The 23,583-nt window shown below is 73.6% G+C and carries 20 protein-coding genes and 1 pseudogene; 6 read left to right on the plus strand and 15 right to left on the minus strand.

The annotated features are described in order from the left end of the window. The first annotated feature begins 13 nt into the window (after positions 1-13). On the plus strand, positions 14-451 hold the full coding sequence (locus tag QA634_RS11225; RefSeq protein ID WP_012332085.1) for a cupin domain-containing protein: 438 nt from the start codon (positions 14-16) through the stop codon (positions 449-451). Between the two features lie 197 nt (positions 452-648). Here the strand turns inward: QA634_RS11225 and QA634_RS11230 are convergent, their stop codons facing one another. The 5 genes from QA634_RS11230 to ileS form a co-directional block, all read right to left on the minus strand. Next, positions 649-1,875: a M16 family metallopeptidase gene (locus QA634_RS11230; RefSeq protein WP_283027492.1), complete on the minus strand. Its 1,227-nt coding sequence runs from the start codon at positions 1,873-1,875 to the stop codon at positions 649-651. A gap of 132 nt (positions 1,876-2,007) precedes the next feature. Further along, positions 2,008-3,339: a M16 family metallopeptidase gene (locus tag QA634_RS11235; RefSeq protein WP_085984462.1), complete on the minus strand. Its 1,332-nt coding sequence runs from the start codon at positions 3,337-3,339 to the stop codon at positions 2,008-2,010. Positions 3,340-3,602: 263 nt separating this feature from the next. Next, positions 3,603-4,283: a hypothetical protein gene (locus QA634_RS11240; protein WP_012332088.1), complete on the minus strand. Its 681-nt coding sequence runs from the start codon at positions 4,281-4,283 to the stop codon at positions 3,603-3,605. A 146-nt stretch (positions 4,284-4,429) separates the two neighbouring features. Further along, entirely contained in the window at positions 4,430-4,927 is a 498-nt protein-coding gene (gene lspA / locus QA634_RS11245; protein WP_012332089.1) for a signal peptidase II, read from the minus strand. A gap of 302 nt (positions 4,928-5,229) precedes the next feature. Then, positions 5,230-8,199: an isoleucine--tRNA ligase gene (gene ileS / locus QA634_RS11250; protein ID WP_012332090.1), complete on the minus strand. Its 2,970-nt coding sequence runs from the start codon at positions 8,197-8,199 to the stop codon at positions 5,230-5,232. Positions 8,200-8,516: 317 nt separating this feature from the next. Between ileS and QA634_RS11255 the strand changes: the two genes are divergently transcribed. Continuing rightward, positions 8,517-8,771, plus strand: coding sequence for a hypothetical protein (locus QA634_RS11255; RefSeq protein WP_012332091.1), 255 nt, complete (start codon positions 8,517-8,519; stop codon positions 8,769-8,771). On the opposite strand, the pseudogene QA634_RS11260 reads toward QA634_RS11255, so the two are convergent. Further along, positions 8,758-9,782: pseudogene (locus QA634_RS11260) on the minus strand (bifunctional riboflavin kinase/FAD synthetase). The gene QA634_RS11255 and the pseudogene QA634_RS11260 sit on opposite strands and share 14 nt — an antisense overlap. A gap of 429 nt (positions 9,783-10,211) precedes the next feature. Here QA634_RS11260 and QA634_RS11265 point away from each other — a divergent pair. Continuing rightward, entirely contained in the window at positions 10,212-10,595 is a 384-nt protein-coding gene (locus QA634_RS11265; protein ID WP_012332093.1) for a response regulator, read from the plus strand. A 130-nt stretch (positions 10,596-10,725) separates the two neighbouring features. After that, a complete protein-coding gene (locus QA634_RS11270; protein ID WP_012332094.1) occupies positions 10,726-11,319 on the plus strand; it encodes a protein phosphatase CheZ in 594 nt (197 codons plus the stop codon). Here the strand turns inward: QA634_RS11270 and QA634_RS11275 are convergent, their stop codons facing one another. The 5 genes from QA634_RS11275 to fabA form a co-directional block, all read right to left on the minus strand. Next, on the minus strand, positions 11,320-12,225 hold the full coding sequence (locus QA634_RS11275; protein WP_012332095.1) for a TIGR01459 family HAD-type hydrolase: 906 nt from the start codon (positions 12,223-12,225) through the stop codon (positions 11,320-11,322). It lies immediately after the preceding gene. Between the two features lie 84 nt (positions 12,226-12,309). Then, the gene (gene ade, locus QA634_RS11280; protein ID WP_283027493.1) at positions 12,310-14,004 is read right to left on the minus strand and encodes an adenine deaminase; all 1,695 of its coding nucleotides are present in this window, start codon (positions 14,002-14,004) and stop codon (positions 12,310-12,312) included. Between the two features lie 109 nt (positions 14,005-14,113). Beyond that, entirely contained in the window at positions 14,114-14,941 is an 828-nt protein-coding gene (gene fabI, locus QA634_RS11285) for an enoyl-ACP reductase FabI (protein WP_012332097.1), read from the minus strand. Positions 14,942-14,976: 35 nt separating this feature from the next. Beyond that, a complete protein-coding gene (gene fabB, locus QA634_RS11290; protein WP_012332098.1) occupies positions 14,977-16,203 on the minus strand; it encodes a beta-ketoacyl-ACP synthase I in 1,227 nt (408 codons plus the stop codon). A gap of 97 nt (positions 16,204-16,300) precedes the next feature. Further along, positions 16,301-16,852, minus strand: coding sequence for a 3-hydroxyacyl-[acyl-carrier-protein] dehydratase FabA (gene fabA / locus QA634_RS11295; protein ID WP_012332099.1), 552 nt, complete (start codon positions 16,850-16,852; stop codon positions 16,301-16,303). Positions 16,853-17,135: 283 nt separating this feature from the next. Here fabA and irrA point away from each other — a divergent pair, with 283 nt between their 5' ends. Beyond that, entirely contained in the window at positions 17,136-17,630 is a 495-nt protein-coding gene (gene irrA / locus QA634_RS11300) for an iron response transcriptional regulator IrrA (protein WP_012332100.1), read from the plus strand. Positions 17,631-17,816: 186 nt separating this feature from the next. Here the strand turns inward: irrA and QA634_RS11305 are convergent, their stop codons facing one another. Beyond that, positions 17,817-18,401: an SH3 domain-containing protein gene (locus QA634_RS11305; RefSeq protein WP_012332101.1), complete on the minus strand. Its 585-nt coding sequence runs from the start codon at positions 18,399-18,401 to the stop codon at positions 17,817-17,819. 430 nt (positions 18,402-18,831) lie between these two features. On the opposite strand from QA634_RS11305, the gene QA634_RS11310 reads away from it, so the two are divergent. Continuing rightward, the gene (locus QA634_RS11310; RefSeq protein ID WP_012332102.1) at positions 18,832-19,836 is read left to right on the plus strand and encodes a 2-hydroxyacid dehydrogenase; all 1,005 of its coding nucleotides are present in this window, start codon (positions 18,832-18,834) and stop codon (positions 19,834-19,836) included. 27 nt (positions 19,837-19,863) lie between these two features. On the opposite strand, the gene QA634_RS11315 is transcribed toward QA634_RS11310, so the two are convergent. The 3 genes from QA634_RS11315 to QA634_RS11325 are packed head-to-tail and all read right to left on the minus strand — an operon-like array spanning position 19,864 to position 23,518. After that, positions 19,864-21,168, minus strand: a complete 1,305-nt coding sequence (locus tag QA634_RS11315; protein WP_012332103.1) for a flavin monoamine oxidase family protein — start codon at positions 21,166-21,168, stop codon at positions 19,864-19,866. Continuing rightward, positions 21,165-21,689 carry a hypothetical protein gene (locus tag QA634_RS11320; protein WP_012332104.1) on the minus strand — a complete coding sequence of 175 codons (525 nt, stop codon included), beginning with the start codon at positions 21,687-21,689 and terminating at the stop codon, positions 21,165-21,167. Before QA634_RS11320 ends, QA634_RS11315 begins: the two co-directional genes overlap by 4 nt. 20 nt (positions 21,690-21,709) lie before the next feature. Further along, the gene (locus QA634_RS11325; RefSeq protein WP_012332105.1) at positions 21,710-23,518 is read right to left on the minus strand and encodes a hypothetical protein; all 1,809 of its coding nucleotides are present in this window, start codon (positions 23,516-23,518) and stop codon (positions 21,710-21,712) included. Positions 23,519-23,583 lie beyond the last annotated feature (65 nt).

A 23,583-nucleotide genomic window follows, 5' to 3' on the forward strand; every position in this document is an offset into this window, starting at 1 on the left:
TCGGGAGGAGCCCATGTCCGACCTCACCGACTCTTCCACCTGCCGCGTCGTGGGCGCGGGCGACGCCTTCGTGGGCAAGCAGGCCCTGACCTACCGGCCCGGCATCTCGGCCGAGTCGGTCGGGGCGCGGGGCATCCATCTCCAGTCCGTGAACATGCCGCCCGGCGCGCGGGCCAAGGCCCACCTGCACGAGGGCCACGAGACGGCGCTCCACGTGCTGAGCGGCGTCGCCGGGATGTGGTACGGGCCGCGGCTCGAGCACCACATGTGGAACCGGGCCGGCGACTACGTCTACATCCCGGCCGGGATGCCCCACCTGCCCTACAATGCCAGCCGCACCGAGACCGTCGTCGCCGTCATCGCGCGCACGGACCCGAACGAGCAGGAGAGCGTGGTGCTGCGGCCCGATCTCGACGCGCTGCGCCCGGCGGGCGAGGACCCGATGGCGTGACGCCGCCGAACCGGCGGCCGCCCTCGCGCCGCCTGCTCATCCCACATCCGCTTAATCCCTTCGGGATGGCGGATGTGGGATTCGCTCAGGCGCCGCGCGGGCTGGTGATCCGCTTGATCCCTTCGGGGATGGCGGATGTGGGCGTCGCTCAAGCGCCGCGCGGGCGCGGGATCCGCTTGGATCAACCGTATCCCGGATCAGATCTCGCCCGGACGGCCGGCCGCCACCACCAGGAGCTTGCCGTCGCCGAGGGTGCGGCGGGCGGCGCGGCGGATATCCTCCTGCGTCACCGCGGCGATCAGCCCGTTGCGGCGGCCGATATAGTCGATGCCGAGCCCCTCGAAGGCCACCTGCACCAGCTGGTGGGCGATCTTCGTCGAGGTGTCGAAGCCGAGCGCGTAGGAGCCGGTGAGGTAGTCCTTGGCCTTCTGCAACTCGTCGTCGCTCGGGCCGTCCCGGGTGAGCCGCGCGATCTCCTCGCCGATCACCGACAGGGCCTCGCCGACGCGCTCGTTCTTGGTGGCGGTGGAGCCCCAGGTGATCGAGGCTGCCCGGTGGCTCACCAGGGAAGTGCCCACCGAATAGGCAAGTCCGCGCTTCTCGCGCACTTCCTGGAACAGCCGCGACGTGAAGGCGCCGCCGCCCAGGATGTGGTTGAGCACGTAGGCCGGGATGAAGTCCGGGTCGCGCCACGGCACGCCGTCGGTGCCGAAGCGGATCACCGATTGCGGCACGTCGAGATCCACCACCACCCGGCGGCCGAGGCCGGTGATCCGCGTCGGCGGCACCGGCGCGAGCGGCCCGCCGTCGGAGAGGCGGCCGAAGGCCGCGTCGAGGGCGCGCTGCAGGGCCGCCTCGCCGATCGCGCCCACCGCCGCCACCTTCACGCGGGCGCGGCTGATCAGCCGGGCGTGCATGGCGAGCAGATCGTCGCGCGTGATGCTGGCCACGCTCTCGAGCGTGCCGCCCGAGGGCCGGCCGTAGGGGTGGTTCGGATAGGCCTCGGCGAAGAAGCGGCGCGAGGCCATCACGCCCGGGTCGTTCTGCTGGTAGCGGATGCCGGCGAGCATCTGGGCCCGCACCCGCTCGATCGCCGCCTCGTCGAAGCGGGGCTCGGCGAGCGCGAGGGCGAGGAGTTCGATCGCCTCGTCCGCGTGCTTGACCAGCATCTTGAGGGAGCCGCCGATCGCGTCCGGCCCGGCGTGGAAGCTCAGTTCGATCGCCCGGGCGGCGAGCCGCTCCTGGAAGGCGTCGGAGCCGTAGGGGCCCGCCCCCTCGTCGAGCAGGCGCGACAGCATCTGCACCACCCCGGACTTGCCCTCCGGATCCTGCGCGGCGCCGCCCTCGAAGGTGAAGGCGAGGGCGATCAGCGGCACGACCGGCGACTCGACGTGCCACGCCTCCACCCCGCTCGCGGCGATCACGGACCGGCCTTGCGCCGGGGAGGTGGCGGTGGCGAGGAGGCGGAGCGGGAGGGGGCGTCGGCGGCCAGGGTCATGGGGACCTCGTGTGTCGTTCGGGGCGCGAGGGGAGGGGCGTCGGGTGGCGCGCGCGCGTCACCCCTCGCGGGCCTTGGTCAGGTAACCGGTCACCGAGCGGGCCGGAACGAGGTAGCGCTCCGCCGCGGCCGCGAGCCGGTCGGCCCCGACCGCCTCGATGTCGGTGGGCCAGCGCCGCACCTCCTCGATGCTCTCGCCGATCGCCAGCGCCGAGCCGAAGATGCGGGCGAGGGAGGATTGGCTGTCGGAGGAATAGACCGTCTCGGCGATGAGGCGGGTCTTGCCGCGCTCCACCGCCTCGGGGGCCAGCGCCTCGGCGGGCAGGTTCCGCAGGGTGGCGTCCAGCGCCTCCTCCAGCTTCTCCAGGGAGACGCCCTCCGCCGGCACCGCGTAGACCGAGAAGCGGGTGTCGTCCATGGCCGAGCCCATGTACCAGGCGCCGGCATTCACCGCGACGCCCTGCTCCATCACGAGGGCCCGGTAGAGGTAGGAGGTCGGCCCGCCGCCCATGACCTCGGCGAGGAGTTCGAGGGCGTGCCCCTCGCCCTCCCGGGCGGTGATGCAGGAGGGCGCGAGGTAGAGGCGCTGCAGCGTGGGCTGCTCCACCTTCGGGTCCGCGACGCTGAGGCGCCGGGCGGCGCGGGGCTCGGGCTCGCGCGGGCGCAGGCGCACCGGGCGCTCGCCGCGGGGCGCCACCTGCCCGTAGGTGGCTTCGGCGAGGCGGCGCACCTCGTCGGCGGTCACGTCGCCCGCCACGACCAGGATCGCGTTCTCGGGCGTGTAGAAGCGGCGGTAATAGGCGAGCGCGTGGGCGCGGTCGAGCTCCTCGATCTCGTGCATCCAGCCGATGATCGGGATGCCGTAGGGGTGGTGGACGAAGAGCGAGGCGGCCATCGCCTCGGAGAGCTGCGCGCTCGGGTCGGTCTCGACCCGCATGCGGCGCTCCTCCAGCACCACGTCCCGCTCAGGCGCGACGACGGAATCGTCGAGGACGAGGCCGGTCATCCGGTCGGCCTCGAATTCCATCATGGTCCTCAGGTTGTCGCGGGCGACGCGCTGGAAGTAGGACGTGTAGTCGAAGGACGTGAAGGCGTTCTCCTGCCCGCCCAGGCTCGACACCGCCTTGGAGAAGGCCCCGACCGGGTTCTTCTCGGTGCCCTTGAACATCAGGTGCTCGAGGAAGTGGGCGATGCCCGACTGGCCGAGCGGATCGTCCGCCGAACCGTTGCGGTACCAGATCATGTGGGTCGCGACCGGTGCCCGGTGGTCCGGGATGACCACGACGTCGAGGCCGTTGTCGAGCACGAAGGAGGCGACCTCCGGCCCGCCCGCCTCCGCCCGCCCGGATGCGCCGGCATCGAGGCGCAGGGCCGGACCGGGAAAGCTCATCGGGCGATGGAGGGGGCGCGTCCGTGAATGCATCCTGATGTCCCTTGGAAGAGGGCCGCCGCAACCGCCCGCGATGATGGTGGAGCGCCTCCGATAACGGAAGCCCTCCCGGCCGGCGCCCCTTGCAAGGTGCGGACCGGATGCCTGCGGTTCAACACGGGGTTCTGGAATATTTTAAGGCGGAGGCAACGCCTCCGCCCTCAGCACGGTGAGTCCCGGCGCGGGCCCGGCGGCGCGGCCGCGGGGCCCCGGGCGGCGCCCGGTCACTGCTGACGCGAGCGCAGATAGGCGCGCGGATCGGCCTCCTCGCGGTCGCTGATCGGCATGCCCTTCGGCGCGCTGTCGGAGCGCACCAGCCTGCCGTTCGGCGGGGCGCGGTAGCCCGTCGGCGGATCGGTCAGCATGTCGCGGCTCGGCTCGACCGGGGAAGGCTCCGCCGATTCGTCCTTCTTGCCCTTGAACAGCTCGAAGGGGCTGAGCCAGGTCGCCTCGCGGACGTTGTCGCCGGGCTTGTAGACCGGCTCCTTCTGGATCCCGGCACCCTCGCGCCGGCCGGCGCGCATCTCCTGGATCGACAGGGTCGTGTTGTTGTCGCTCATCCGGCCCTGCTCGCCGCGCATGCCGCGCGGCTTCGCATCCTCCGCGGCGCGGCGCGCCCGGGCGACCGATTCGGGATCGGTCGGCCATTGCGGCGCGGCCTCGCGCACGGCGCTTCGCTCCGCGGGCGGGGGCAGGGCGGCCTTGTCCATCTTGGGCGGCAGCACGAGGGGCGCGCGCTCGCGGTAGGTGATCGGCGGGCGCTCCGGCTCGATCAGTCCGATCGACGACAGCGCCTTCTTCATGAACACGCCGTCCTCGGCGCGGGCCGCCGGGGCCGCGCCGCAGAGCGGGGCCACGCCGCAGAGGATCGCCGCGAGGGTGAGGATCTTGCGCTGATCGACCATGCTGACTCCCGATGCGCGCTGCGCCGCGCGAGGCTCACGGCCTGGGAGCGGTTTCGGGCGAAGGTATGGCGCCGGCCGCCCCGGCGCGACGCGGCCGCGGGCCTGTGTCGGGCGAGGCACAGGGGGGCTCGCCGCGCGGGCGGCCGTCAGCCGTCCGGACGCATCGCGGCGTCGCCGCGCGCCTCGCTCCAGACCGTCTCGACCAGGAGCCCGGCGACGCCCGCGACGATGCCCGCATCCGCCACGTTGAAGACGTACCAGGACCAGCCGCCGGCATGCAGGTGGACGAAGTCGAACACCGCCCCGTAGGCGACGCGGTCGACGGCGTTGCCGACCGCCCCCCCGACGATCAGGCCGAGCGACAGGACGAGCAGGCGCGAGCCGGCCCGCGCCATCCAGGCGCCGAGGGCGGCCGCGGCCAGCACCGCCACGCCGACGAGCAGCCAGCGCCCGAGCTCGGTGTGCTGCTGGAACAGCCCGTAGGAGACGCCGCGATTCCAGACCACGACGAGCTGCGCGAAGGGCGCCAGCACGACGGGCTGGCGGGCCGGCAGGTCGGCGAGGAGGAGCAGGCCGAGCTTCGTCGCCTGGTCGAGGACCAGGGTCGCGGCGGCGGTCGCGAGGCCGAGGATCAGGGGACGCATGCGGGCGGGGCTCCGGGCGGGGCGGGCGGCGGGCCCTCGGGAGGGTGGCGGTGCGGCGGAGCCGGCCGGAGCGCGGCCCGGCGCCGCCACGCCGCGGCTGGCGGGACGGGACGGTCCGCGACCGCCCCGCGCCCCTATTACCAAATCCGCTTGATCCCTTCGGGACGGCGGATTTGGGCTTCGCTCAAGCGCCGCGCGGGCTCCTGATCCGCTTGATCCCTTCGGGACGGCGGGTTCGGGCTTCGCTCAAGCGCCGCGCGGCCTCGTGATTCGGGATCCGCTGCGATCAACCGGATTCCGGATCACTCCGCCGCCCGGGCGTGGAGTGCGTCCCACTCGCGCAGGGCTTGCGCGTCGCGGGGCGTCACGTCCGGGTATTCCGGGTCGCTGCCGACGCTCGGCAGCACCTTCCAGGAGCGGGCGCATTTGCGGCCCTCGGCCAGCGCCGGCTCCACGGACACGCCGCGCACCTCGTCGAGGCGGAAGGCCTCCGCAGGGCCCTCGCCGGCGACGACCCGGATGCCCGAGGTGATGCAGATCTCCGCGAAGTCGATGCCGTCGAGGGCGGCGCGCAGCTCCGCATCGGCCACGTGCACGACCGGCGCCGCCTCCAGGCTCGCCCCGATGCGCTTCTTCGCCCGCTCGATCTCCAGCGCCCCGGTCACCACCCGGCGCACGCGGCGGATCTTGGCCCAGCGCGCGGCGAGCGCCTCGTCGCGCCACGCCTGCGGGGTCTCGGGAAGGGTCTGCAGGTGGACCGAGCCGTCCTGCGAGGGAGTGCGGGCGAGCCACGCCTCCTCGGCCGTGAAGGCCAGGACCGGCGCGAGCCAGATCACCACGCGCCGGAAGGCCTCGTCCACGACCGTGAGCGAGGCCTTGCGCACCAGGCTCGACAGGGGATCGCAGTAGAGCGCGTCCTTGCGCACGTCGAAGTAGAAGGACGACAGGTCGCCCGTCATGAAGCCGTTCAGCAGCGCCACGACCCGCTTGAAGTCGTAGGCGGCGTAGGCCTCGCGGATCTCCCCGTCGAGCTCGGCGAGGCGGTGCAGGATGAAGCGCTCCAGCTCCGGCATCTCGGCCGGGGCCACGCGGTCCTCCGGCCGGTGATGGGCCAGGGTGCCGAGCATCCAGCGCAGCGAGTTGCGCAGCTTCCGGTAGGTTTCCGAGAAGGTCTTGATGATCGGCGGCCCGATGCGCAGGTCGTCGGTATAGTCGGACGCCGCCACCCAGAGCCGCAGGATGTCGGCGCCGGAGGCCGCGATCACGTCCTGGGGCGCCACCACGTTGCCGCGCGACTTCGACATCTTCTCGCCCTTGGGGTCGAGGACGAAGCCGTGGGTGAGCACCACGTCGTAGGGCGCGCGGCCGCGGGTGCCGCAGGATTCCAGCAGCGAGGAGTGGAACCAGCCCCGGTGCTGGTCGGACCCCTCCAGGTACATGACGGTGTCGTCCCCGCCGTCGCGGCGGCGGCGGATGCCCGCGAGGCCCGGGAAGGCGACCGGGTCCTCCAGCGTGAAGGCGTGGGTCGAGCCGGAATCGAACCAGACGTCGAGGACGTCCGTCACCTTCTCGTAATCGGCCGGGTCGTGGTCGGGCGCGAGGAAGCGCGCGCCGTCCGGGTCGGCGAACCACGCGTCGGCCCCCTCGGCCGCGAAGGCCTCAGCGATGCGGGCGTTGACGCGCGGATCGCGCAGGATCTCGCTCGTCCCCCGGCGCACGAAGACCGTGATCGGCACGCCCCAGGCGCGCTGGCGCGACACCACCCAGTCCGGGCGGTTGGCGATCATGCCGGTGATGCGGTTCTGGCCCTGCGGCGGCACCCACTCGGTGGCGGCGATCTCGGCGAGCGCCACCTCCCGCAGCGTCCGCTCCCGCAGCGCCGCGACCGGCGCGTCGAGGGCGATGAACCATTGCGGCGTGTTGCGGAAGATGACGGGCTTCTTCGAGCGCCAGGAATGCGGGTAGCTGTGCTTGAGGGTGCCGCGCGCGACGGCGGTCCCGGCCGCGCTCAGGGCCGCGATCACCGCCCGGTTGGCGTCGCCCTTCTCGCCCTTCTCGGTGAGGACGCGCGTCCCGGCGAGGCCCGGGGCCTCCTCGGTGAGCACGCCGTCCGCGTCGACCGTGTAGGGGATCCGCACGTCGATGCCGCGCTCCCGCAGGGCCCGGCCATTCGCCATCCAGACCTCGAAATCCTCGCGGCCGTGGCTCGGCGCGGTGTGGACGAAGCCCGTGCCGGCCTCGTCCGTCACGTGCTCGCCCTCCAGCGTCGGCACCGGGAAGCCGTAGCCGGCGTTCCAGCCCGCCAGCGGGTGGGCGAGCGTCAGGCCCGCCAGCGCCTCGGGCGCCACGTCGGCCAGGCGCTCATAAGCATCGACCCGAGCGGCCTTGAACACGTCGCCCGAGAGTTTGTCAGCAACAATGCAACGAAAATCAGGTTGTACCCAGTTCTCTTCAGGAGCGGCGGTAACACGATAGAGCCCGTATTCGACTTTTCTTGAGTAGGCCACGGCCCGATTGGCCGGGATGGTCCAGGGTGTGGTGGTCCAGATGACGACGTGGGCAGCCGCCAGGGCGGGGTCCGCGGAGGTCACGACCGGGAAGGCGGCCCAGATCGTGTCGCTGACGTGGTCCTCGTACTCGACCTCGGCCTCGGCGAGGGCGGTCTTCTCGACGACGGACCACATCACCGGCTTCGAGCCGCGGTAGAGCTGGCCCGTCATCGCGAAGGTCATCAGCTCGCGGGCGATCTGCGCCTCGGCCGCGAAGGCCATGGTCGAGTAGGGGTGGTCCCAGTCGCCGGTGACGCCGAGCCGCTTGAACTCCTCGCGCTGCACCGAGAGCCAGTGCTCCGCGAAGGCGCGGCACTCGCGGCGGAACTCGACGACCGGCACCTCGTCCTTGTTGCGGCCCTTGGCGCGGTACTGCTCCTCGATCTTCCACTCGATCGGCAGGCCGTGGCAATCCCAGCCCGGCACGTAGTTGGCGTCGTGCCCGAGCGCGCCGGCCGCGCGCACCACCAGGTCCTTGAGGATCTTGTTGAGCGCGGTGCCGATGTGGATGTGGCCGTTGGCGTAGGGCGGGCCGTCGTGGAGCACGAATTTCGGGCGGCCCGCGGCGGCGGCGCGGATGCGGCCGTAGAGGTCGATCGCCTGCCAGCGCCGCAGGATCTCCGGCTCGCGCTCCGGCAGCCCGGCCCGCATCGGGAATTCCGTCTGCGGCAGGAACAGGGTCTCGGAATAGTCGCGCCCGGAAACGGGCTTGGTCTCGGTCATGGAAGAGGGCTCGCATGGCGGGCGCCGCGGCGGGAGAGGCCGGGACCCTTGTCGGACAATCGCGCGCAGATCGACGATCGCGCGGCGTACGCTATCCCGGCCCCCGCAGGAAAGCCGTCGCGGCCCTCAGGCGGAAGCCGGGCTCGTAATTCGCCGCGCGGGAAGGTGACGCGAGTCGGACATCCCGTCCTCATAGCAGGGGCGACCGGGCGGGGGAAGCGGGCGCGGCGACGCGCCGTCCTGCCGCCGGGGAACCGCGCGCGCACCCGGGACTTGGTGTCGGGAAGGATCCCGATCCCTTGCCGGGAGGTCCGACGATGGTCCGCGCCGCGCTCATCCTCCTCGCCCTCGCCGCAGGGCCGGTCCTCCCCGCCGCGGCGGCCGCCTCGTTCGAGCGCGCGATGCCCGCGCGGCCCGAGATCGGCACGCCCTCCGACGAGATCGACGCGACGGGCAGCCTCGGGCCGACCGACCCGTTCCTGGTGCCCGATTACGACGGTCCCGAGATCGACGTCGACCGGCCGCGCCGCGACCCCGCCGAGCGGGCGATCCGCGAGTTCATCCCCGAATAGGGCCGAGCATCGACGGGCAGGTGTCGCGGGCCAGGACGAGTCTGGCCTCGGCGGCGTCCCTGTGCATCTGCGCCACCAGCGCCTCGGCGCTGTCGAAGCGGGCCTCGCCGCGCAGGTAGGCCACGAACTCGACGGCGAGGCGCCGGCCGTAGAGGTCGCCCGAGAAGTCGAACAGGGTGGTCTCGAGCAGGGGGGCGCCGTTGTCGAAGGTCGGGCGCCGGCCGTAGCTCGCGGCGCCGTCGCGCATCGTGCCGTCGGGAAGCCGCGCCCGCACCGCGTAGATGCCGTGGGCGAGGCCGCAGGCCGGCAGCGCGAGGTTGGCGGTCGGGAAGCCGAGGACCCGCCCGCGCTTGTCGCCGTGCCGCACCTCGCCCTCGACGAACCAGCGGAAGCCGAGCAGGTGGTTGGCAAGCGCGATGTCGCCCGCGGCGAGCGCCGCCCGGATCGCGCTCGACGAGACCGGGGCCTCGCCGCCCCCCGCCGCCACCGGGTCGATCACCCGGCAGGCGAGGCCGTTCTCCGCGCAGAGCGCCCGCAGCAGCCCGGGCGTGCCCTCGCGCCCGCGGCCGAAATGGAAGTCGTGCCCGATCACCACGCCCGCGAGCCCGAGGTCGCGCTTCAGCAGGCCGGTCACGAAGCCGGCCGCGCTCGTGCCGGCGAGGGCCGAATCGAAGCGGCGCAGGAACACCCCGTCGAGGCCGAGCCGGGCCAGGATGGCGAGCTTGGCGCCCTCGCCCGTCAGGCGGAAGACCGGCCGGTCGGGCGCGAAGAAGTCGCGCGGATGCGGCTCGAAGGTCAGCACGGCGCTCGGGCCGCCCCGATCCGCCGCCATCTCCCGGACGGCCGCCACCAGGGCGAGGTGGCCGCGATGGAGGCCGTCGAAATTGCCGATCGCCGCGACGGCGCCCCGCAGGGCCGCCGGCACCGGCTCGCCGTCCCGGTTGACGATCATGGCAGGAGGGGATTGGACGCCGCGGCGCCCGGCGCGGCGGTCTCGTCGCTCGACGGCATGAGGGTCCGATCGTGTCAGCGCGGCACTCGCGACAGCCCGGCGGGCCGAAGAGGCTGCGGGCCGAGGCCGGGCGACCCTGTCGAAAACCGCCCCGAGGGTCAAGCAGGGCTGCGAACCGGACCGCCCGCGCGGCCCGCCAGTCGCGGCCCGCTCCCGGACGGTCGGTAAATTTCCCGTTCCCAGCGTCACCTGCGACGGATTGCCTAGGTCGGAAGGCGGGGCGAGCGCATTGCCTTGAATCGGCGGTGATTTCCGGGGATCGCGGCCTCCGCGTCCTGACCACTCGACTGATCCCGCTTGCGATTAACCGCTTCGCAAGGCGCCCGGACTACACGTCTGATCAGAAGCGCCGCCCGGTGCTTCCCCTCATCATCGTACGGGCCGCGGCGCGCGCTGAACGCGTCCTGCCTGCTAACGGAGCCGGACTGATGGCCCTTGACCTCAGCATGCCGATCCTCGTCGTGGACGATTACCAGACGATGGTCCGCATCATTCGCAACCTTCTGAAGCAGCTGGGCTTCGAGGACGTGGACGACGCGTCCGACGGCACGGGCGCGCTCGCGAAGCTCAAGCAGAAGAAGTACGGCCTCGTGATCTCCGACTGGAACATGGAGCCGATGACGGGCTACGAGTTGCTGCGCCACGTCCGCGCCGACGACGCGCTGCGCACGACCCCCTTCATCATGGTGACGGCCGAGTCGAAGACCGAGAACGTCATCGCCGCCAAGAAGGCCGGCGTGAACAACTACATCGTGAAACCCTTCAACGCGCAGACGCTGAAGACGAAGATCGAGGCGGTGTGCGGCGCCTGACGGTCGGGCCCGGAGGGCTGCGCGGCGCGCGCCGGGGGACGCCCGCCGCACTGGAAGGCCGGCGCGGCCCGCCGGGCCGCGCCCGCCGCGCCGGCCCCGGGGCCGCGGCCTCCCGTGAAGGAGCGGTGCCTTGATCAAGGACACGACGGCGCGGCTGATCACGATGCTCATGCGACAGAAGTCCCGCAAGACGGCTTCGCGCGGCGAGGCCGACCCGCCCGCCGGGGTGGATCCGTCCACGATCGTCCGCGACCTCGTGGAGATCGCCGAGTACATCAAGCGGCTGAAGCAGGCGATCGCCCATCTGCGGGCGAACGAGCTGCGCCGCGACCGCCTGCCGATGGCGCATGACGAGCTCGGCAGCGTCGTGACCGCGACCGCGAGCGCGACCAACCGGATCATGGAGGTCGCCGAGGGCATCCTGGCGATCGAGGACGACACGCTCGAGGGCTACCGGGCCAAGGTCGAGGCGGAGGTCTTCCAGATCTTCGAGGCCTGCTCGTTCCAGGACATTACCGGCCAGCGGATCGCCAAGGTGGTCGACGCCCTCGGGCAGGTGGAGAAGCGCCTGAACCACTTCGCGACGGTGGTGAAGGTCGGCGACGGCGAGGTCGACCAGGACGAGGCCCAGCGCCAGGCCCGCCGCGAGACGCTGCTCCTCAACGGGCCGCAGCTGAAGGGGCCGGAGACGCCCCAGGACGCGATCGACGCGCTCTTCGCCTGATCACCAGCGCAGCAGGTCGATCACCGCGTCCGGGTGGACGGGTTGCCCCTCCAGCCAATGGGCGATCTCGCCGACCGGCTCGCCGGCGTGGCAGCCGAGCTCCTCCGCGTGGATGCCGCGCGCCACCAGCACCGAGGCGATGCCGAACCCGCTCGCCCCGGCGATGTCGGTGCGGATCGCGTCGCCGACCGCCAGGACGCGCTCCGGGGCCGCCGGCGCCGCGCCGTCCACGGCCGCGGCCTTCGCCAGCGCGGCCTCGTAGACCGGCCGGTGCGGCTTGCCGGCATAGATCACCTCCCCGCCGAGCGCCTCGTAGAGGCCCGCCAGCGCCCCCGCGCAGGGGATGAGCCGCGCCCCCCGCTCCACGACGAGGTCGGGATTGGCGCAGATCATCGGCAGGCCGCGGGCGCTGAGGCCCGCCAGGACCGGGCGGTAATCCTCGGCCGTCTCGACCTCGTCGTCGAACAGCCCGGTACAGACCACCTGCGCGGCCTCCTCGGGCGGGGCGCGGCGCACCGACAGCCCCTCGAAGATCGGCAGGTCGCGCTCGGGCCCGAGATGGTAGAGCGGCGCCCCCGGCCGCGCCTCGATCAGGGCGCGCGTCAGGTCGCCGGAGGTGACGATCCCGTCATAGGCCTCGCGCGGGACGCCGAACCCGTCGAGCTGCGCCCTCACGGCCTCGCCGGGACGGGGCGCGTTCGAGACCAGCACGACCCGGCGCGGGCGCTCACCCGGCAGCGCCCGGAACCGGGACAGCGCCTCGCTCGCGGAGCGGTGGGCCCGCAGGCCGTCGTGCAGCACGCCCCAGACGTCGCAGAGGATCACGTCGAAGCCGGAGGCGAGCTCCGCGATGCCGTCGATGACCGGGACCTCGCGCGGGGCGGGCCTGGGGGTGCGGGTCGCCATCCGGATTCCTCTCTGCTGCGCCGCAGCAGCGCGCCGCCCCGAGTTAGGCGGCCCCGACGCCGAACACAACCGCCGGCGCGGCCCTCACGGCAGGATCCGCATCCGGTCGACGTCGACGAGGCCCCTGTCGGTGATCTTGAGGTGCGGGATCACCGGGAGGGGCAGGAAGGCGACCTGCAGGAAGGGCTCGGGCAGGGTGCAGCCGAGGCCGCGCGCCGCCTCGCGCAAGGGGTGCAGCGCGTCCCGCACCGCCTCGAAGGGCAGGTCGCTCATCAGCCCGGCGATCGGGAGCGCGAGCTCCGCCCGCACCGCGCCGCCCTCGGCGACGACGAAGCCGCCCTGGAGCGCGATCAGCCGGTTGACGGCCAGCGCCATGTCCGCCTCGTCGGCGCCGACCACGCAGAGATTGTGGCTGTCGTGCCCGACCGAGGAGGCGATGGCGCCCCGCCTCAGCCCGAAGCCCTGGACGAAGCCGCAGGCCATGCCGGGCGCGCCGTGGCGGGCGATCACCGCCACCTTCACGGCGTCCTGCGCGAGGTCGCACAGGGCCGCCCCGTCCCGGGCGGGCAGCGTCAGGCGGCGGTGCTCGGTGATGATGCGGCCGGGCACGACCCCGATCACCGAGGTCTCGCCCGGGGCCGCCGCGACCCGGAAGGCCTCGGGCGCGACCGGCGCGGCCTTGACGCTGCCGCGCCCCGGCGCCGGGGTGCGGGTCCGCGGCGCGGCGAGCGCCTCCTCGGCGGGCCGCCCGCCCGCGATCACCCGCGCCACCGCGCAGGTCTCGACGTCGTCGAGGAGCACGATGTCGGCCCGCCGCCCCGGGGCGATCATGCCCCGGTCCGCGAGGCCGAAGGCCGTCGCGGCGCTGAGCGAGGCGGCCCGGTAGGCGGCGAGGGGCGCCACCCCGAGCCCGATCGCCATGCGGATGAGGGCGTCGAGGTGCCCCTCCTCGGCAATGTCGAGCGGGTTGCGGTCATCCGTGCAGAAGGCGAGGAAGGGCGAGGTCGCCACCGTGAGCAGGGGGGCGAGGGCGCGCAGGTCCTTGGAGACCGAGCCCTCGCGGATCAGCACGGTCATGCCTTTGCGGATCTTCTCCAGGGCCTCGGCCGGGCCCGTGGTCTCGTGGTCGGTGCGGATGCCCGCCGCCACGTAGGCGTTGAGGTCGCGGCCCGACAGGAGCGGGGCGTGGCCGTCGACGTGGCGGCCGGCGAAGAGCGCGAGCTTGGCGAGGCAGGCGGGATCGCCGGCCACGATTCCGGGGAAGTTCATGAACTCGGCGAGGCCGAGGGAGCCCGGATGGTCGCGGTAGGGGCGGAGGGCCTCCGCCTCGATCCGGGCACCGGAGGATTCGAGATCGGTCGCCGGCACGCAGGAGGAGAGCTGGACGCGGATGTCCATCACGGTCTCGCGCGCGGCCTGGAGCGCGTAGTCGAAGGCCGCGGTGCCGAGCACGTTGGCGAGTTCGTGCGGATCCCAGATCGCCGTGGTGACCCCGTGCGGCAGCACGCAGCGGTCGAATTCGTGCGGGGTGATGAGCGAGGATTCGACGTGGAGGTGGGTGTCGATGAAGCCGGGCACCGCGACGCGGCCCTCGGCCTCGATCACCCGGGTGCCCGCGTATTCCCCGTAGGTGCCGACGATCCCGTCGCCGCAGACCGCGATGTCGGTGTCGACGAGGTCGCCCGTGACGAGGTCGAGGAGCCGCGCGTCCCGAATCACCAGGTCGGCGGGCGCGCGGCCGGCGCCTTGCGCGATCCGGCGGGCGATCTCATCGGACATGGGCGAGGCTCCTGACGCAGCGCCGCCGCGAGCTTCGCAGAGCGCCCGCGGCGGCGCCAGACGCTATTCCGCGTCGCCGCTGCGCAGGGAAGGCCCGCGCGGGGCGGCCTCAATCCCCCACCACGCCCGCGTCGTCCTGCGCCTTCAGCACCGCCGGGCGGGGCATCGCGATGATGTTGAAGCCGGAATCGACGAAGTGGACCTCCCCCGTGACCCCGCCCGACAGGTCGGACAGCAGGTAGAGGGCCGCCCCGCCGATCTCCTCGATCGTCGCGTTGCGGCGCAGGGGCGAATGGGCGCGCTGGTGGTTGAACATGAGCCGCGCATCCGCGATGCCCGCCCCCGCGAGCGTGCGCACCGGCCCCGCCGAGATGGCGTTGACCCGGATCCCGTCCGGGCCGAGATCGGCCGCGAGGTAGCGCACCGAGGCTTCGAGCGCCGCCTTGGCGAGCCCCATCACGTTGTAGTTCGGCATCACCCGCGTCGCGCCGCCGAAGGTGAGGGTCAGGAGCGTGCCGCCCGGCCGCAGCCTCTTCGCCGCCCGCTGCGCCAGCTCCGTGAAGGAGAAGCAGGAGATCACCATCGTGCGGGAGAAGTTCTCGCGCGTGGTGACGTCGACGTAGCGGCCCTTGAGCTGCGCCTTGTCGGAATAGCCGATGGCGTGGACCAGGAAGTCGAATCCCTCCGGCCAGTGGTCGTCGAGGGCGGAGAAGACCGCCGCGACGCTCGCCGGATCCTCCACGTCGCAGGGCAGCACGATGCGCGACCCGAGGGAGTGCGCGAGGGGCGTCACCCGCCGCCCCAGCGCCTCGCCCTGATACGTGAAGGCGAGCTCCGCCCCCTGCGCCGCGAGGGCCTTGGCGATGCCCCAGGCGATGGAGTGGTCGTTCGCGACCCCCAGCACGAGGCCGCGCTTGCCTGCCATCAAACCTGTCACGCCGGCTCTCCTGGTTGCGGTTCCGTCAGGTCTCGTCAGGCGTCGACGTGCTTGAGCACGAGCGTGGCGTTGGTGCCGCCGAAGCCGAAGGAGTTCGACAGCACGTGGCCGAGCCGGGCATCGTCCACCCGGCGGCGCAGGATCGGCATGTCGGCGAAGGCCGGGTCGAGCTCCTCGATGTTGGCGCTCTCGCAGATGAAGCCGTTGTTCATCATCAGCAGCGAGTAGATCGCCTCCTGCACCCCGGTCGCGCCGAGCGAGTGCCCGGTGAGCGACTTGGTGGCGGCGATCGGCGGGCAGGATTCGCCGCTGCCGAACACCTCGCGGATCGCCTCGATCTCCTTCTCGTCGCCGACCGGCGTCGAGGTGGCGTGCGGGTTGATGTAGTCGATCTTGACGCCCTTGAGCCCCTCCAGGGCCTGGCGCATGCAGCGCACGGCGCCCTCGCCCGAGGGCGCCACCATGTCGTGCCCGTCCGAGGTGGCGCCGTAGCCGGCGATCTCGCCGTAGATGCGCGCGCCGCGGGCCTTGGCGTGCTCCAATTCCTCCAGCACCAGCACCCCGGCTCCGCCGGCGATCACGAAGCCGTCGCGCGCCGCGTCGTAGGCGCGCGAGGCCCGCGCCGGCGTGTCGTTGTACTTCGCCGACATCGCGCCCATCGCGTCGAACAGCACGGACAGCGTCCAGTCGAGCTCCTCGCAGCCGCCCGCGAAGATGATGTCCTGGCGCCCGGCCTGGATGATCTCGGCGGCGTTGCCGATGCAGTGGTTCGACGTGGCGCAGGCGGACGAGATCGAGTAGTTCACGCCCTTGATCTTGAACCAAGTGGCGAGCGTGGCGGAGGCGGTGGAGGACATCGCCTTGGGCACCGCGAAGGGGCCGACGCGCTTGGGGCCCTTGGCCCGCGCGATGTCGGCCGCCTCCACGATGGCGTGGGTCGAGGGTCCGCCCGAGCCCATGATGATGCCGGTCCGCTCGTGCGAGACCTCGCTCTCCTCGAGGCCCGCGTCCCGGATCGCCTGCTCCATCGCCACGTGGTTCCAGGCGGTGCCGCCGCCGTGGAAGCGCATGGCGCGCCGGTCGACCACCGTCTCGGGATCGAGGGTCGGTGCGCCCTGGACCTGGCAGCGGAAGCCGTGGGCGGCGAAGGGCTCGGCCCGGGTGATGCCGGAGCGCGCCTCGCGGAGGGATGCCAGCACCTCCTGGGTGGTGTTGCCGATGGATGAGACGATGCCCATCCCGGTGATCGCGACGCGCCTCATGACGATCGCAGCCCTCCTTCGCGGCGTGGAAAGCGCCGTCTCCTTGTCACCTAGGCCCGTCCCGGGCCGATCTCAACCGTCCGTTGGGGCAGGTCTGTCAGCCGCCCGCCGGCGTGACCGCCTGAAACAGCCCGACCCGCAGGTCCTTGGCGTCGTAGACGCGCTCCCCGTCGGCTTCGAGCCAGCCATCCGCGATGCCGAGCACGAGGCGGCCCTGGCGCACGCGCTTGAGATCGACGCCGTAGACGACCCGCTTCACGCTCGGCAGGACCTGGCCCGCGAGCTTGACCTCGCCGACGCCGAGCGCCCGGCCGCGGCCGGGCGCGCCGAGCCAGCCGAGATAGAAGCCGACCATCTGCCAGAGCGCGTCGAGGCCGAGGCAGCCGGGCATGACCGGGTCGCCGTGGAAGTGGCAGGGGAAGAACCAGAGGTCCGGCCGCACATCGAGCTCCGCCCGCACGTGCCCCTTGCCGTGCACCCCGCCCTCCTGGCCGATCGACGTGATCCGGTCGAACATCAGCATCGGGGGCAGCGGCAGCTGCGCGTTGCCGGCACCGAACATCTCCCCACGGCCGCAGGCGAGCAGGTCCTCGTAGGAGAACTGCGAGGGCCGGTTCGGGGCGTCGGCGGCGGGTGTGTCGGCGGCCATGGAGACGGAGCGATCCTTGGTCTGGAGTGGGGAACGGGCGGGTCTCGCGACCCGCCGCGAACCGTCCGGCCCGCGGCGAGGCGCGGCCCGCAGAGCGGCGCCTGTAGCATAGGGTGCCCTGCGCTTCAAAGCCGCCGCCGCAAAGCCGCCGCCGTGCCCCGCAGGCCGGAACTATAACATTTCTGATCTGCGGAGTGGGGGCCCTGTTCGGGTTGCGGCGGTGGCGCCCTGTCCGTATAACCGTACCGTATCACCGCCCGCTCGAACGCTGATTGTCTGGCTGATGAACGACCTGACGCCCCTGCATGCCGTGCTCAGCGCCCGCGCCCCGGCCTCGCCGTCCGACGGCGCGGCGGGACAGCGTCGCGGCTGTCCGCTCTCGGAGCTGCGCGACCGCCTGCGCCGCGCGGGCCTGCGCCCGACGCGTCAGCGCCTCTCGCTCGGCTGGCTGCTGTTCGGCAAGGGCGACCGGCACCTGACGGCGGAGATGCTCTACGACGAGGCGATGCGGGCGAAGGTGCCGGTGTCGCTCGCCACCGTCTACAACACGCTGCACCAGTTCACCGAGGCGGGGCTGCTGCGCCAGCTCGCGCTCGACGGCTCGAAGGCCTATTTCGACACCAACCCGAGCGAGCACCACCATTTCTTCCTGGAGGAGGAAGGGCAGGTGCTCGACATGCCGGATTGCGGCATCACCGTCGACGCGCTTCCCCAGCCTCCCGAGGGCATGGAGATCGCGGGCGTCGAGGTGATCGTGCGGCTGCGCCGCCGGACCTGACGGCTTTTCCCAGGATCCGAGTCCCAGGATCCGAGCGCGGGTCCTGCGCGGGCGGCCTGGCTCCGCCCGGGCGGGCACGCCGCCGTGGCGCAGCGCCCTGAGAGCATCCTGGTTCGGCCGCGGAGAGGGCGGATCCGGCGCGGGAATCGCGGCGCGCAGCCGCCCTCGCGTCGCGGGCGCCCCGCGCTACTCCACTTTCTCGTTCGGATACACGCCCCAGAGGCGGTCCTGGCGCATGTAGCCGTCCACGTCCCCGCGCTTCTGCGGCAGCGCGACGATCAGGCGGCACCAGGTGCCGTTGCACGATTTCACGCTGCCGATGACCCCGGCCTGGAGCTGGGCCACGACTCCGCCGCCGCCCTCCCGCTCGGCGTAGAGCGGCACCGGTGCGGCCTTGTCGCCCGGCGCCAGCACGACGGCGGTGCGCCGCCCGGAGAGCAGCGAGTGCAGCACCCAGCCCTCGGTCCCCTCCGAGTCGCGGATGCGCCGCCAATTCTCGAATTCCGCCACGATCTCGACCGGCAGCCCCGCCCGCTGGAACACCCAGAGGGTGCGGTGGTCCTTCGAGGGACCCTCGCGCAGGTTGACGCGGTCGGTCTTGAGGCTGACGTAGCGGGGCACCGGCAGCCCGCTGCGCGAGCCCAGGGTGACGTCCGGCCCCTTCGCGGACGCGGCCGCGCCGGCCGGGCCCGCGGCGAGCAGGGCCGCCAGGGTTCCGGCGAGGAGTGCCGGGAGAGCGGTGAAGAGGGCACCCGCGCGCGCGAAGGGCATCGGATCTCGTCTCCGTCGTCGGACCAAAGGTCCGCATCACTTTTTGCAGCGGGGCGGTAGCCTCGGCCGCCAGAGATGCGTAGAGAGGCCGGCGCGGACGGCGCGGCGCCGTGCTTCGGCCCGGCTTCTCGTCTGCGTGTGTGGCCGAATGAGGGTTAACGGAGCGTAGCGGTCCGGACTCGGTCGCTCGGCGCGGACGCGCGGGTATGGCAAGGGTCGGTTTGGCGAGCGTCGGTTCGGCAAGGGTCGGTTTGGCATGGGTCAAAGCCCGTCGCCCTCGGCCCGTGGCAGAGGTCGACGGCTTTGCCGCACGGCAAAGTCGCCGGAGGGGTTTCCGGCGGGCTGCGCCATCGCCTATCGTGGGCGCGAGCAGGCCGGGACAAGGGCTGCCGGGCCCGCGTCGGCACGGGTCGGGGACGGGGAGGGTTCAGTGTCGTCGTTGAAGCGCAAGCCGCTCGTGGTCGTGACAAGGCGCCTGCCGGACGTGGTGGAGACGCGCATGCGCGAGCTCTTCGACACGCGGCTCAACCACGACGACAAGCCGCTCTCGCCGGCCGCCCTGGCGCAGGCCGTCCAGGAGGCGGACGTGCTCGTTCCGACCGTCACGGACGAGATCGACGCCTCGGTCCTGGCCCAGGCCGGGCCGAACCTGCGGCTGATCGCGAATTTCGGCAACGGCGTCGACCACATCGACGTCGACACCGCCCTGCAGCGCGGGATCACGGTCACCAACACGCCGGGCGTGCTGACCGAGGACACCGCCGACATGACGATGGCGCTGATCCTCGCGGTGGCCCGGCGGCTCACCGAGGGCGCGCGCATCATCCCGGAGGATGCCTGGACCTCCGGCTGGTCGCCGACCTGGATGCTCGGGCGGCGCATCACCGGCAAGCGCCTCGGCATCGTCGGCATGGGGCGCATCGGCCAGGCGCTGGCGCGCCGCGCCAAGGCCTTCGGCCTGTCGATCCACTACCACAACCGCCGCCGGGTCGCGGCCCGCACCGAGGCCGAGCTCGAGGCGACCTACTGGGAATCGCTCGACCAGATGCTGGCGCGGGTGGACATCGTGTCGGTGAACTGCCCGCACACGCCCGCGACCTATCACCTGCTCTCGGCGCGCCGCCTCAAGCTCCTGAAGCCCGAGGCCGTGGTGGTGAACACCGCCCGCGGCGAGATCATCGACGAGACCGCCCTCGCTCGCCTGATCGAGGTCGGCGACATCGCCGGGGCGGGGCTCGACGTGTTCGAGCAGGAGCCGGCGGTGAGCCCCCGCCTCGTCAAGCTCGCCAAGGCCGGCAAGGTCGTGCTGCTGCCCCACATGGGCTCGGCCACGCAGGAGAGCCGCGTCGACATGGGCGAGAAGGTCATCATCAACATCAAGACCTTCCTGGACGGGCACCGCCCGCCGGACCGCGTCCTGCCGAGCATGCTCTGAGGGCCGCGGCCGGGGCCAGGCCGGGGGTCAGGCCAGGGCCGCCGCGATCGCGGCGGCGGCCCGCTCGCCCTCCTGGTAGGCGCCGCCCGCCGTGCCCCATTGCAGCCGCGACAGGGCCTCGCCGGCGAACCAGATCCGGTCGCCGACCGGCGCCTTGAGCGTCTCGCGGGCGGGCGCGTGGCCCGGCGGCACCACGGCCCAGGAGCCGCGCGACCAGGGATCGTGCCGCCACTCGCTCACTGCCGGGACCGCGAGGTCGGCGAGGCGCCCGGCCCCGAGATGGGCGGCGAGCGCCGCGCGGGCGAGGCGCCGGGCGCCGTCCGGCCCGGCCCGGGCGGCGTCGAGCGCCGCGGCCAGCGGACGGTCGAGCTCGAAATAGTGGAAGGCCTTACCGTCGACCCGGGTCAGGAGCCCGGGCGGCTGCAGGCGCCCGCCGGTGAGGCCCGCCAGCCGGTCGCGGCCGCGGAACGGGGCCGAGGGCCAGTGCAGCACCACGTGCTCGTAGATCCCCGGCAGGAACCCGTCGATCGCCCGCCGCACCGCCCGCGGCAGGGGAGGGGAGAAGCGCAGGCCGTCCTCATCCTGAAGCACCATCACGGGGACCGTGACGAGGCAGGCCCGCGCCCGCAGGCGCCCGGCCGGGCCCGCGTCGATGGCGACGCCGGGCCCCGACCAGTCGATCGCCCGCACGGGCGCGCCGAGCGCGATCGGCAGCCCGCGCGCGAGCCGGGCGAGGTAGGCGCCGTAGCCGCCCGCGACGAAGAAATTGTCCCCGTACTCCATGCTGGGGAAGTCGTGCAGGCTCACCTCGCCCAGCGGCCGGCCGGAGACGAGGCCGTGCACCAGGGCGACCCGCGCGCCCCAGGGGCCGAGCCCGGGCGGCAGGGCGGTCGCGGCCGGCCGGTCCGGCCCGCCCCGCGCGGCGCCCGCGGTCATCGCCCGGTCGGCGAGCGCGAAGGCGCGGCCGTAGGCGGCGTCCTCGGCCGGGCGCGCCCGGCGCCGCCCCACCATCAGGTGGCTCTCCTGCGCGGCCCGGCGCAGGGGTTCGCCCCGCGCGCGGCCGAGCGCCACCAGCGGATTGATCGGCCCGGCATGCAGCCAGTGGGCGCCGAGATCGACGGGGTGGCCGCGCAGGGTCGTGGTGAAGGTCCGCCCGCCGACGCGGTCGCGCGCCTCCAGCACCGCGACCGCGAGGCCCCGCGCCGCCAAGTGCCGCGCGGCCGCGATCCCGGCCGCCCCGGCCCCGACCACGACCACGTCCGGATCCCGCGGCGGCGCGGCGAGCGGCGGCACGGTGTGGGGGCGGAAGCGCGCGTGGTCCGGGCGTCTCATCGCAGAATCGTCCTCACGCCGTCTAGCCAGCGGGCCAGCCGGGCGTGGTTGTCGGAGAGGAGGCCCGCCCCGACCTGGCCGCGGGCGTGGAGCGCGAGCGTCGAGGCGCCCTCGCCGCGCCCGACGATCTCGACCGTCACCGTGTCGGGGAAACGCATCAGGCGGGAACGCGCGACGAAGCGATCCTGCTCCCCCCAGCGGTCGGTGAAGACGAGCTCGGTGTCCGGCTCGGCCGCCGCGACCCTGCGGACGACCTCGCGAAGCGCCGCGCCCGCCACCGGCCAGGTCGGGGGCACGAGGTCCGCCGCGGCGCGCGGGCAGACATCCGGCGCGCAGGCGAGGGCGTCGCCCGGCCGGCGGGTGAGCGTGGCGAAATCGACCGGGCCGAGATCCGGCGGGCCGTAGAGCAGCATCCACAGCTCCTCGATCCCGCCCGGCTCCGGGCCCCGCGCCACTGCGAGGCCGCCCGCCCCGAGGAGGCAGAGGAGGAAAGCCGCGAGCAGGGCCCGGGGCGCCGGCATCCTCAAGGGGGCCGGCGGCCTCACGGCGTCGGGCGCAGGCGCCACGCCTTCAGGGCGGCGTGCGGCATCGGGATCGGCTCCAGCCAGGACGGGGCGACCTTGCCGCGGGCGAGGTCGCGGACGAGCGGCGGACCGCCCTCCTCGTCCTCCCCCGGCGGGCAGATCGCGATGTAGGCGGCGCGCCGCTCGGCCGCCACGCGGCGCAAGGCCGCCTCGTCCCGGAAGGCGTCGAGCGCGGCCGCGATCCCCTCGCCGGCGCGGTGATACGGCGCGGCCACGACCCCGTGCGGGGTGTGGAGGAGCAGGAAGGGGCCGAGATCGACCGGGGCCAGCACCGTCCCGGGCGGCGCGGCGGCGAGCGCCGCCGCGGCGTCCCGCGTGGTGCAGGCGCCCCAGCCGCCCTCGCCGGGGGGCGGCGCCGTCAGCCCGGCGAGCGCCGGGAGGGCCGCCGCGACGAGCCACACCTTGCCGATCAGGCCGAGGCCGGCGGCGAGGAGCGCCGCCCGCGCGCGCGGATCGGCCTCCGGGGCGCGCAGCAGGCCGAGGACGCGGTCGAACACGGCCCCGCCCGCGAGCGCCACGAAGCCGGAGGCCACGTAGAGGCCGCGGAACTGCAGCGTGCCGAGCAGGGTGCCGAGCCAGAAGGCCCCCGCGAGCACGGTCCAGGCCCGCCGCTCCCCGGCCGGGCCGCGCCGCGCCAGGGAAGTGGCGACCAGCGCGCCGACGAGTTCGGGGCCGTAGGCCGAGAGGGCCGGACCCGGCATCTCGGCGAGGTGGCGCCAGATCGGCAGCATCTCGCTGACCTTGGCGAGCCAGCCCTGGCGCACGCTCTCGGGCATGCCCGCGAAGGGGCCGCCGAGGCAGGCGGGCGCGACGAGCGCGAATCCCGCCGCCATCAGGGCAGCGCCGAGCGCCGCGACGGCGAGCCGGCCGGCGCGGGTGGGGAGGCGCCCGCCCAGGGACGCCGCCGCGAGGCCGGTGGCGCCCGCGCAGGCGGCGATCCACAGCCAGGGCGGCGAGAGCGCGTCGCAGGCGGGCGCTCCCCACTGCGCGGGCGCGGTGGTGAGGGCGAACAGCCCGAGGCTCCCGGCGGCGAGCGCCGCCGCGAACCCCGCGAAGGCCCCGAGCGCCCGCGCCCCGGAGAGGATCCAGGACCCGCAGACGAGGAGCCCGGCGGCCGCGATGAAGGGCAGGGTCTCCAGCCCGACCGCGAGCGAGAGGGCCGCGAGCGCGCCGGCCGCCGCCCCGTCCCGCCAGCCCGGCGCCGGCCCCATCAGCCGCAGGGCGAGGGCGAGCACGGCGCAGATCTGCACGTTGTGATGGTCGATGCGACCGGGCGCGAACAGGCCGGTGACGAGGGCGGCCTGCGTGGCGAGGAACAGGGCGAGGAGGGCGGCCCGGGCGCCGAACAGGCGCCGCGCCCCGCCCAGCAGGCAGGCCCCGTAGAGGCAGAACAGCAGGGGCGGCCAGAGTGCCGCGGCGAGCGCCTCGGCCTGGCCGCCCGCGAGCGGGCGCAGAAGCAGGAGCAGCGCCGCGACCGGCAGGTCGACGAGGCGGGACCAGTGCATCGAGGCGCCGGCGGGCGGCAGCAGCCGGTGCTGGCCGACGTCGAACCAGGACTGGCCGGCGAGGAAGTCCCGCACCTGGACGAGGCGCATGGCGTCGTCGGTGTCCGGCAGGTGGAGGTCGCGCAGGACCGGCACGAAGGCTTGGGCCCCGAAGGCGCCCGCCGCCCCGACCGCCACGAGGCCCCAGAGGACCGGCCGGCTCTCGAAGAGCGACGGCCGGCCGGCGCGCGGCTGGGCGGGGAGGAGGGCGGTGGGGAGCATCGGTCGATCCCGGGGAGCGCCCCCTGCCTGCCACGCCGCCCTTACCCCCGGTTACGGCCCGCGAT

This window comes from Methylobacterium sp. CB376 (assembly GCF_029714205.1).
In the GTDB taxonomy this organism is placed as follows: Bacteria; Pseudomonadota; Alphaproteobacteria; order Rhizobiales; family Beijerinckiaceae; genus Methylobacterium.

Coding starts and splice junctions, on each gene's coding strand:
- QA634_RS11305 (WP_012332101.1), bottom strand. CDS start 18,401: ATGCCCTTCGCGCGCGCGGGTGCCCTCTTCACCGCTCTCCCGGCACTC.
- lspA (WP_012332089.1), bottom strand. CDS start 4,927: ATGCGTCCCCTGATCCTCGGCCTCGCGACCGCCGCCGCGACCCTGGTC.
- irrA (WP_012332100.1), top strand. CDS start 17,136: ATGAACGACCTGACGCCCCTGCATGCCGTGCTCAGCGCCCGCGCCCCG.
- fabA (WP_012332099.1), bottom strand. CDS start 16,852: ATGGCCGCCGACACACCCGCCGCCGACGCCCCGAACCGGCCCTCGCAG.
- QA634_RS11325 (WP_012332105.1), bottom strand. CDS start 23,518: ATGCTCCCCACCGCCCTCCTCCCCGCCCAGCCGCGCGCCGGCCGGCCG.
- QA634_RS11255 (WP_012332091.1), top strand. CDS start 8,517: ATGGTCCGCGCCGCGCTCATCCTCCTCGCCCTCGCCGCAGGGCCGGTC.
- ade (WP_283027493.1), bottom strand. CDS start 14,004: ATGTCCGATGAGATCGCCCGCCGGATCGCGCAAGGCGCCGGCCGCGCG.
- QA634_RS11225 (WP_012332085.1), top strand. CDS start 14: ATGTCCGACCTCACCGACTCTTCCACCTGCCGCGTCGTGGGCGCGGGC.
- QA634_RS11265 (WP_012332093.1), top strand. CDS start 10,212: ATGGCCCTTGACCTCAGCATGCCGATCCTCGTCGTGGACGATTACCAG.
- QA634_RS11240 (WP_012332088.1), bottom strand. CDS start 4,283: ATGGTCGATCAGCGCAAGATCCTCACCCTCGCGGCGATCCTCTGCGGC.
- QA634_RS11235 (WP_085984462.1), bottom strand. CDS start 3,339: ATGAGCTTTCCCGGTCCGGCCCTGCGCCTCGATGCCGGCGCATCCGGG.
- QA634_RS11315 (WP_012332103.1), bottom strand. CDS start 21,168: ATGAGACGCCCGGACCACGCGCGCTTCCGCCCCCACACCGTGCCGCCG.
- ileS (WP_012332090.1), bottom strand. CDS start 8,199: ATGACCGAGACCAAGCCCGTTTCCGGGCGCGACTATTCCGAGACCCTG.
- fabB (WP_012332098.1), bottom strand. CDS start 16,203: ATGAGGCGCGTCGCGATCACCGGGATGGGCATCGTCTCATCCATCGGC.
- QA634_RS11320 (WP_012332104.1), bottom strand. CDS start 21,689: ATGCCGGCGCCCCGGGCCCTGCTCGCGGCTTTCCTCCTCTGCCTCCTC.
- QA634_RS11275 (WP_012332095.1), bottom strand. CDS start 12,225: ATGGCGACCCGCACCCCCAGGCCCGCCCCGCGCGAGGTCCCGGTCATC.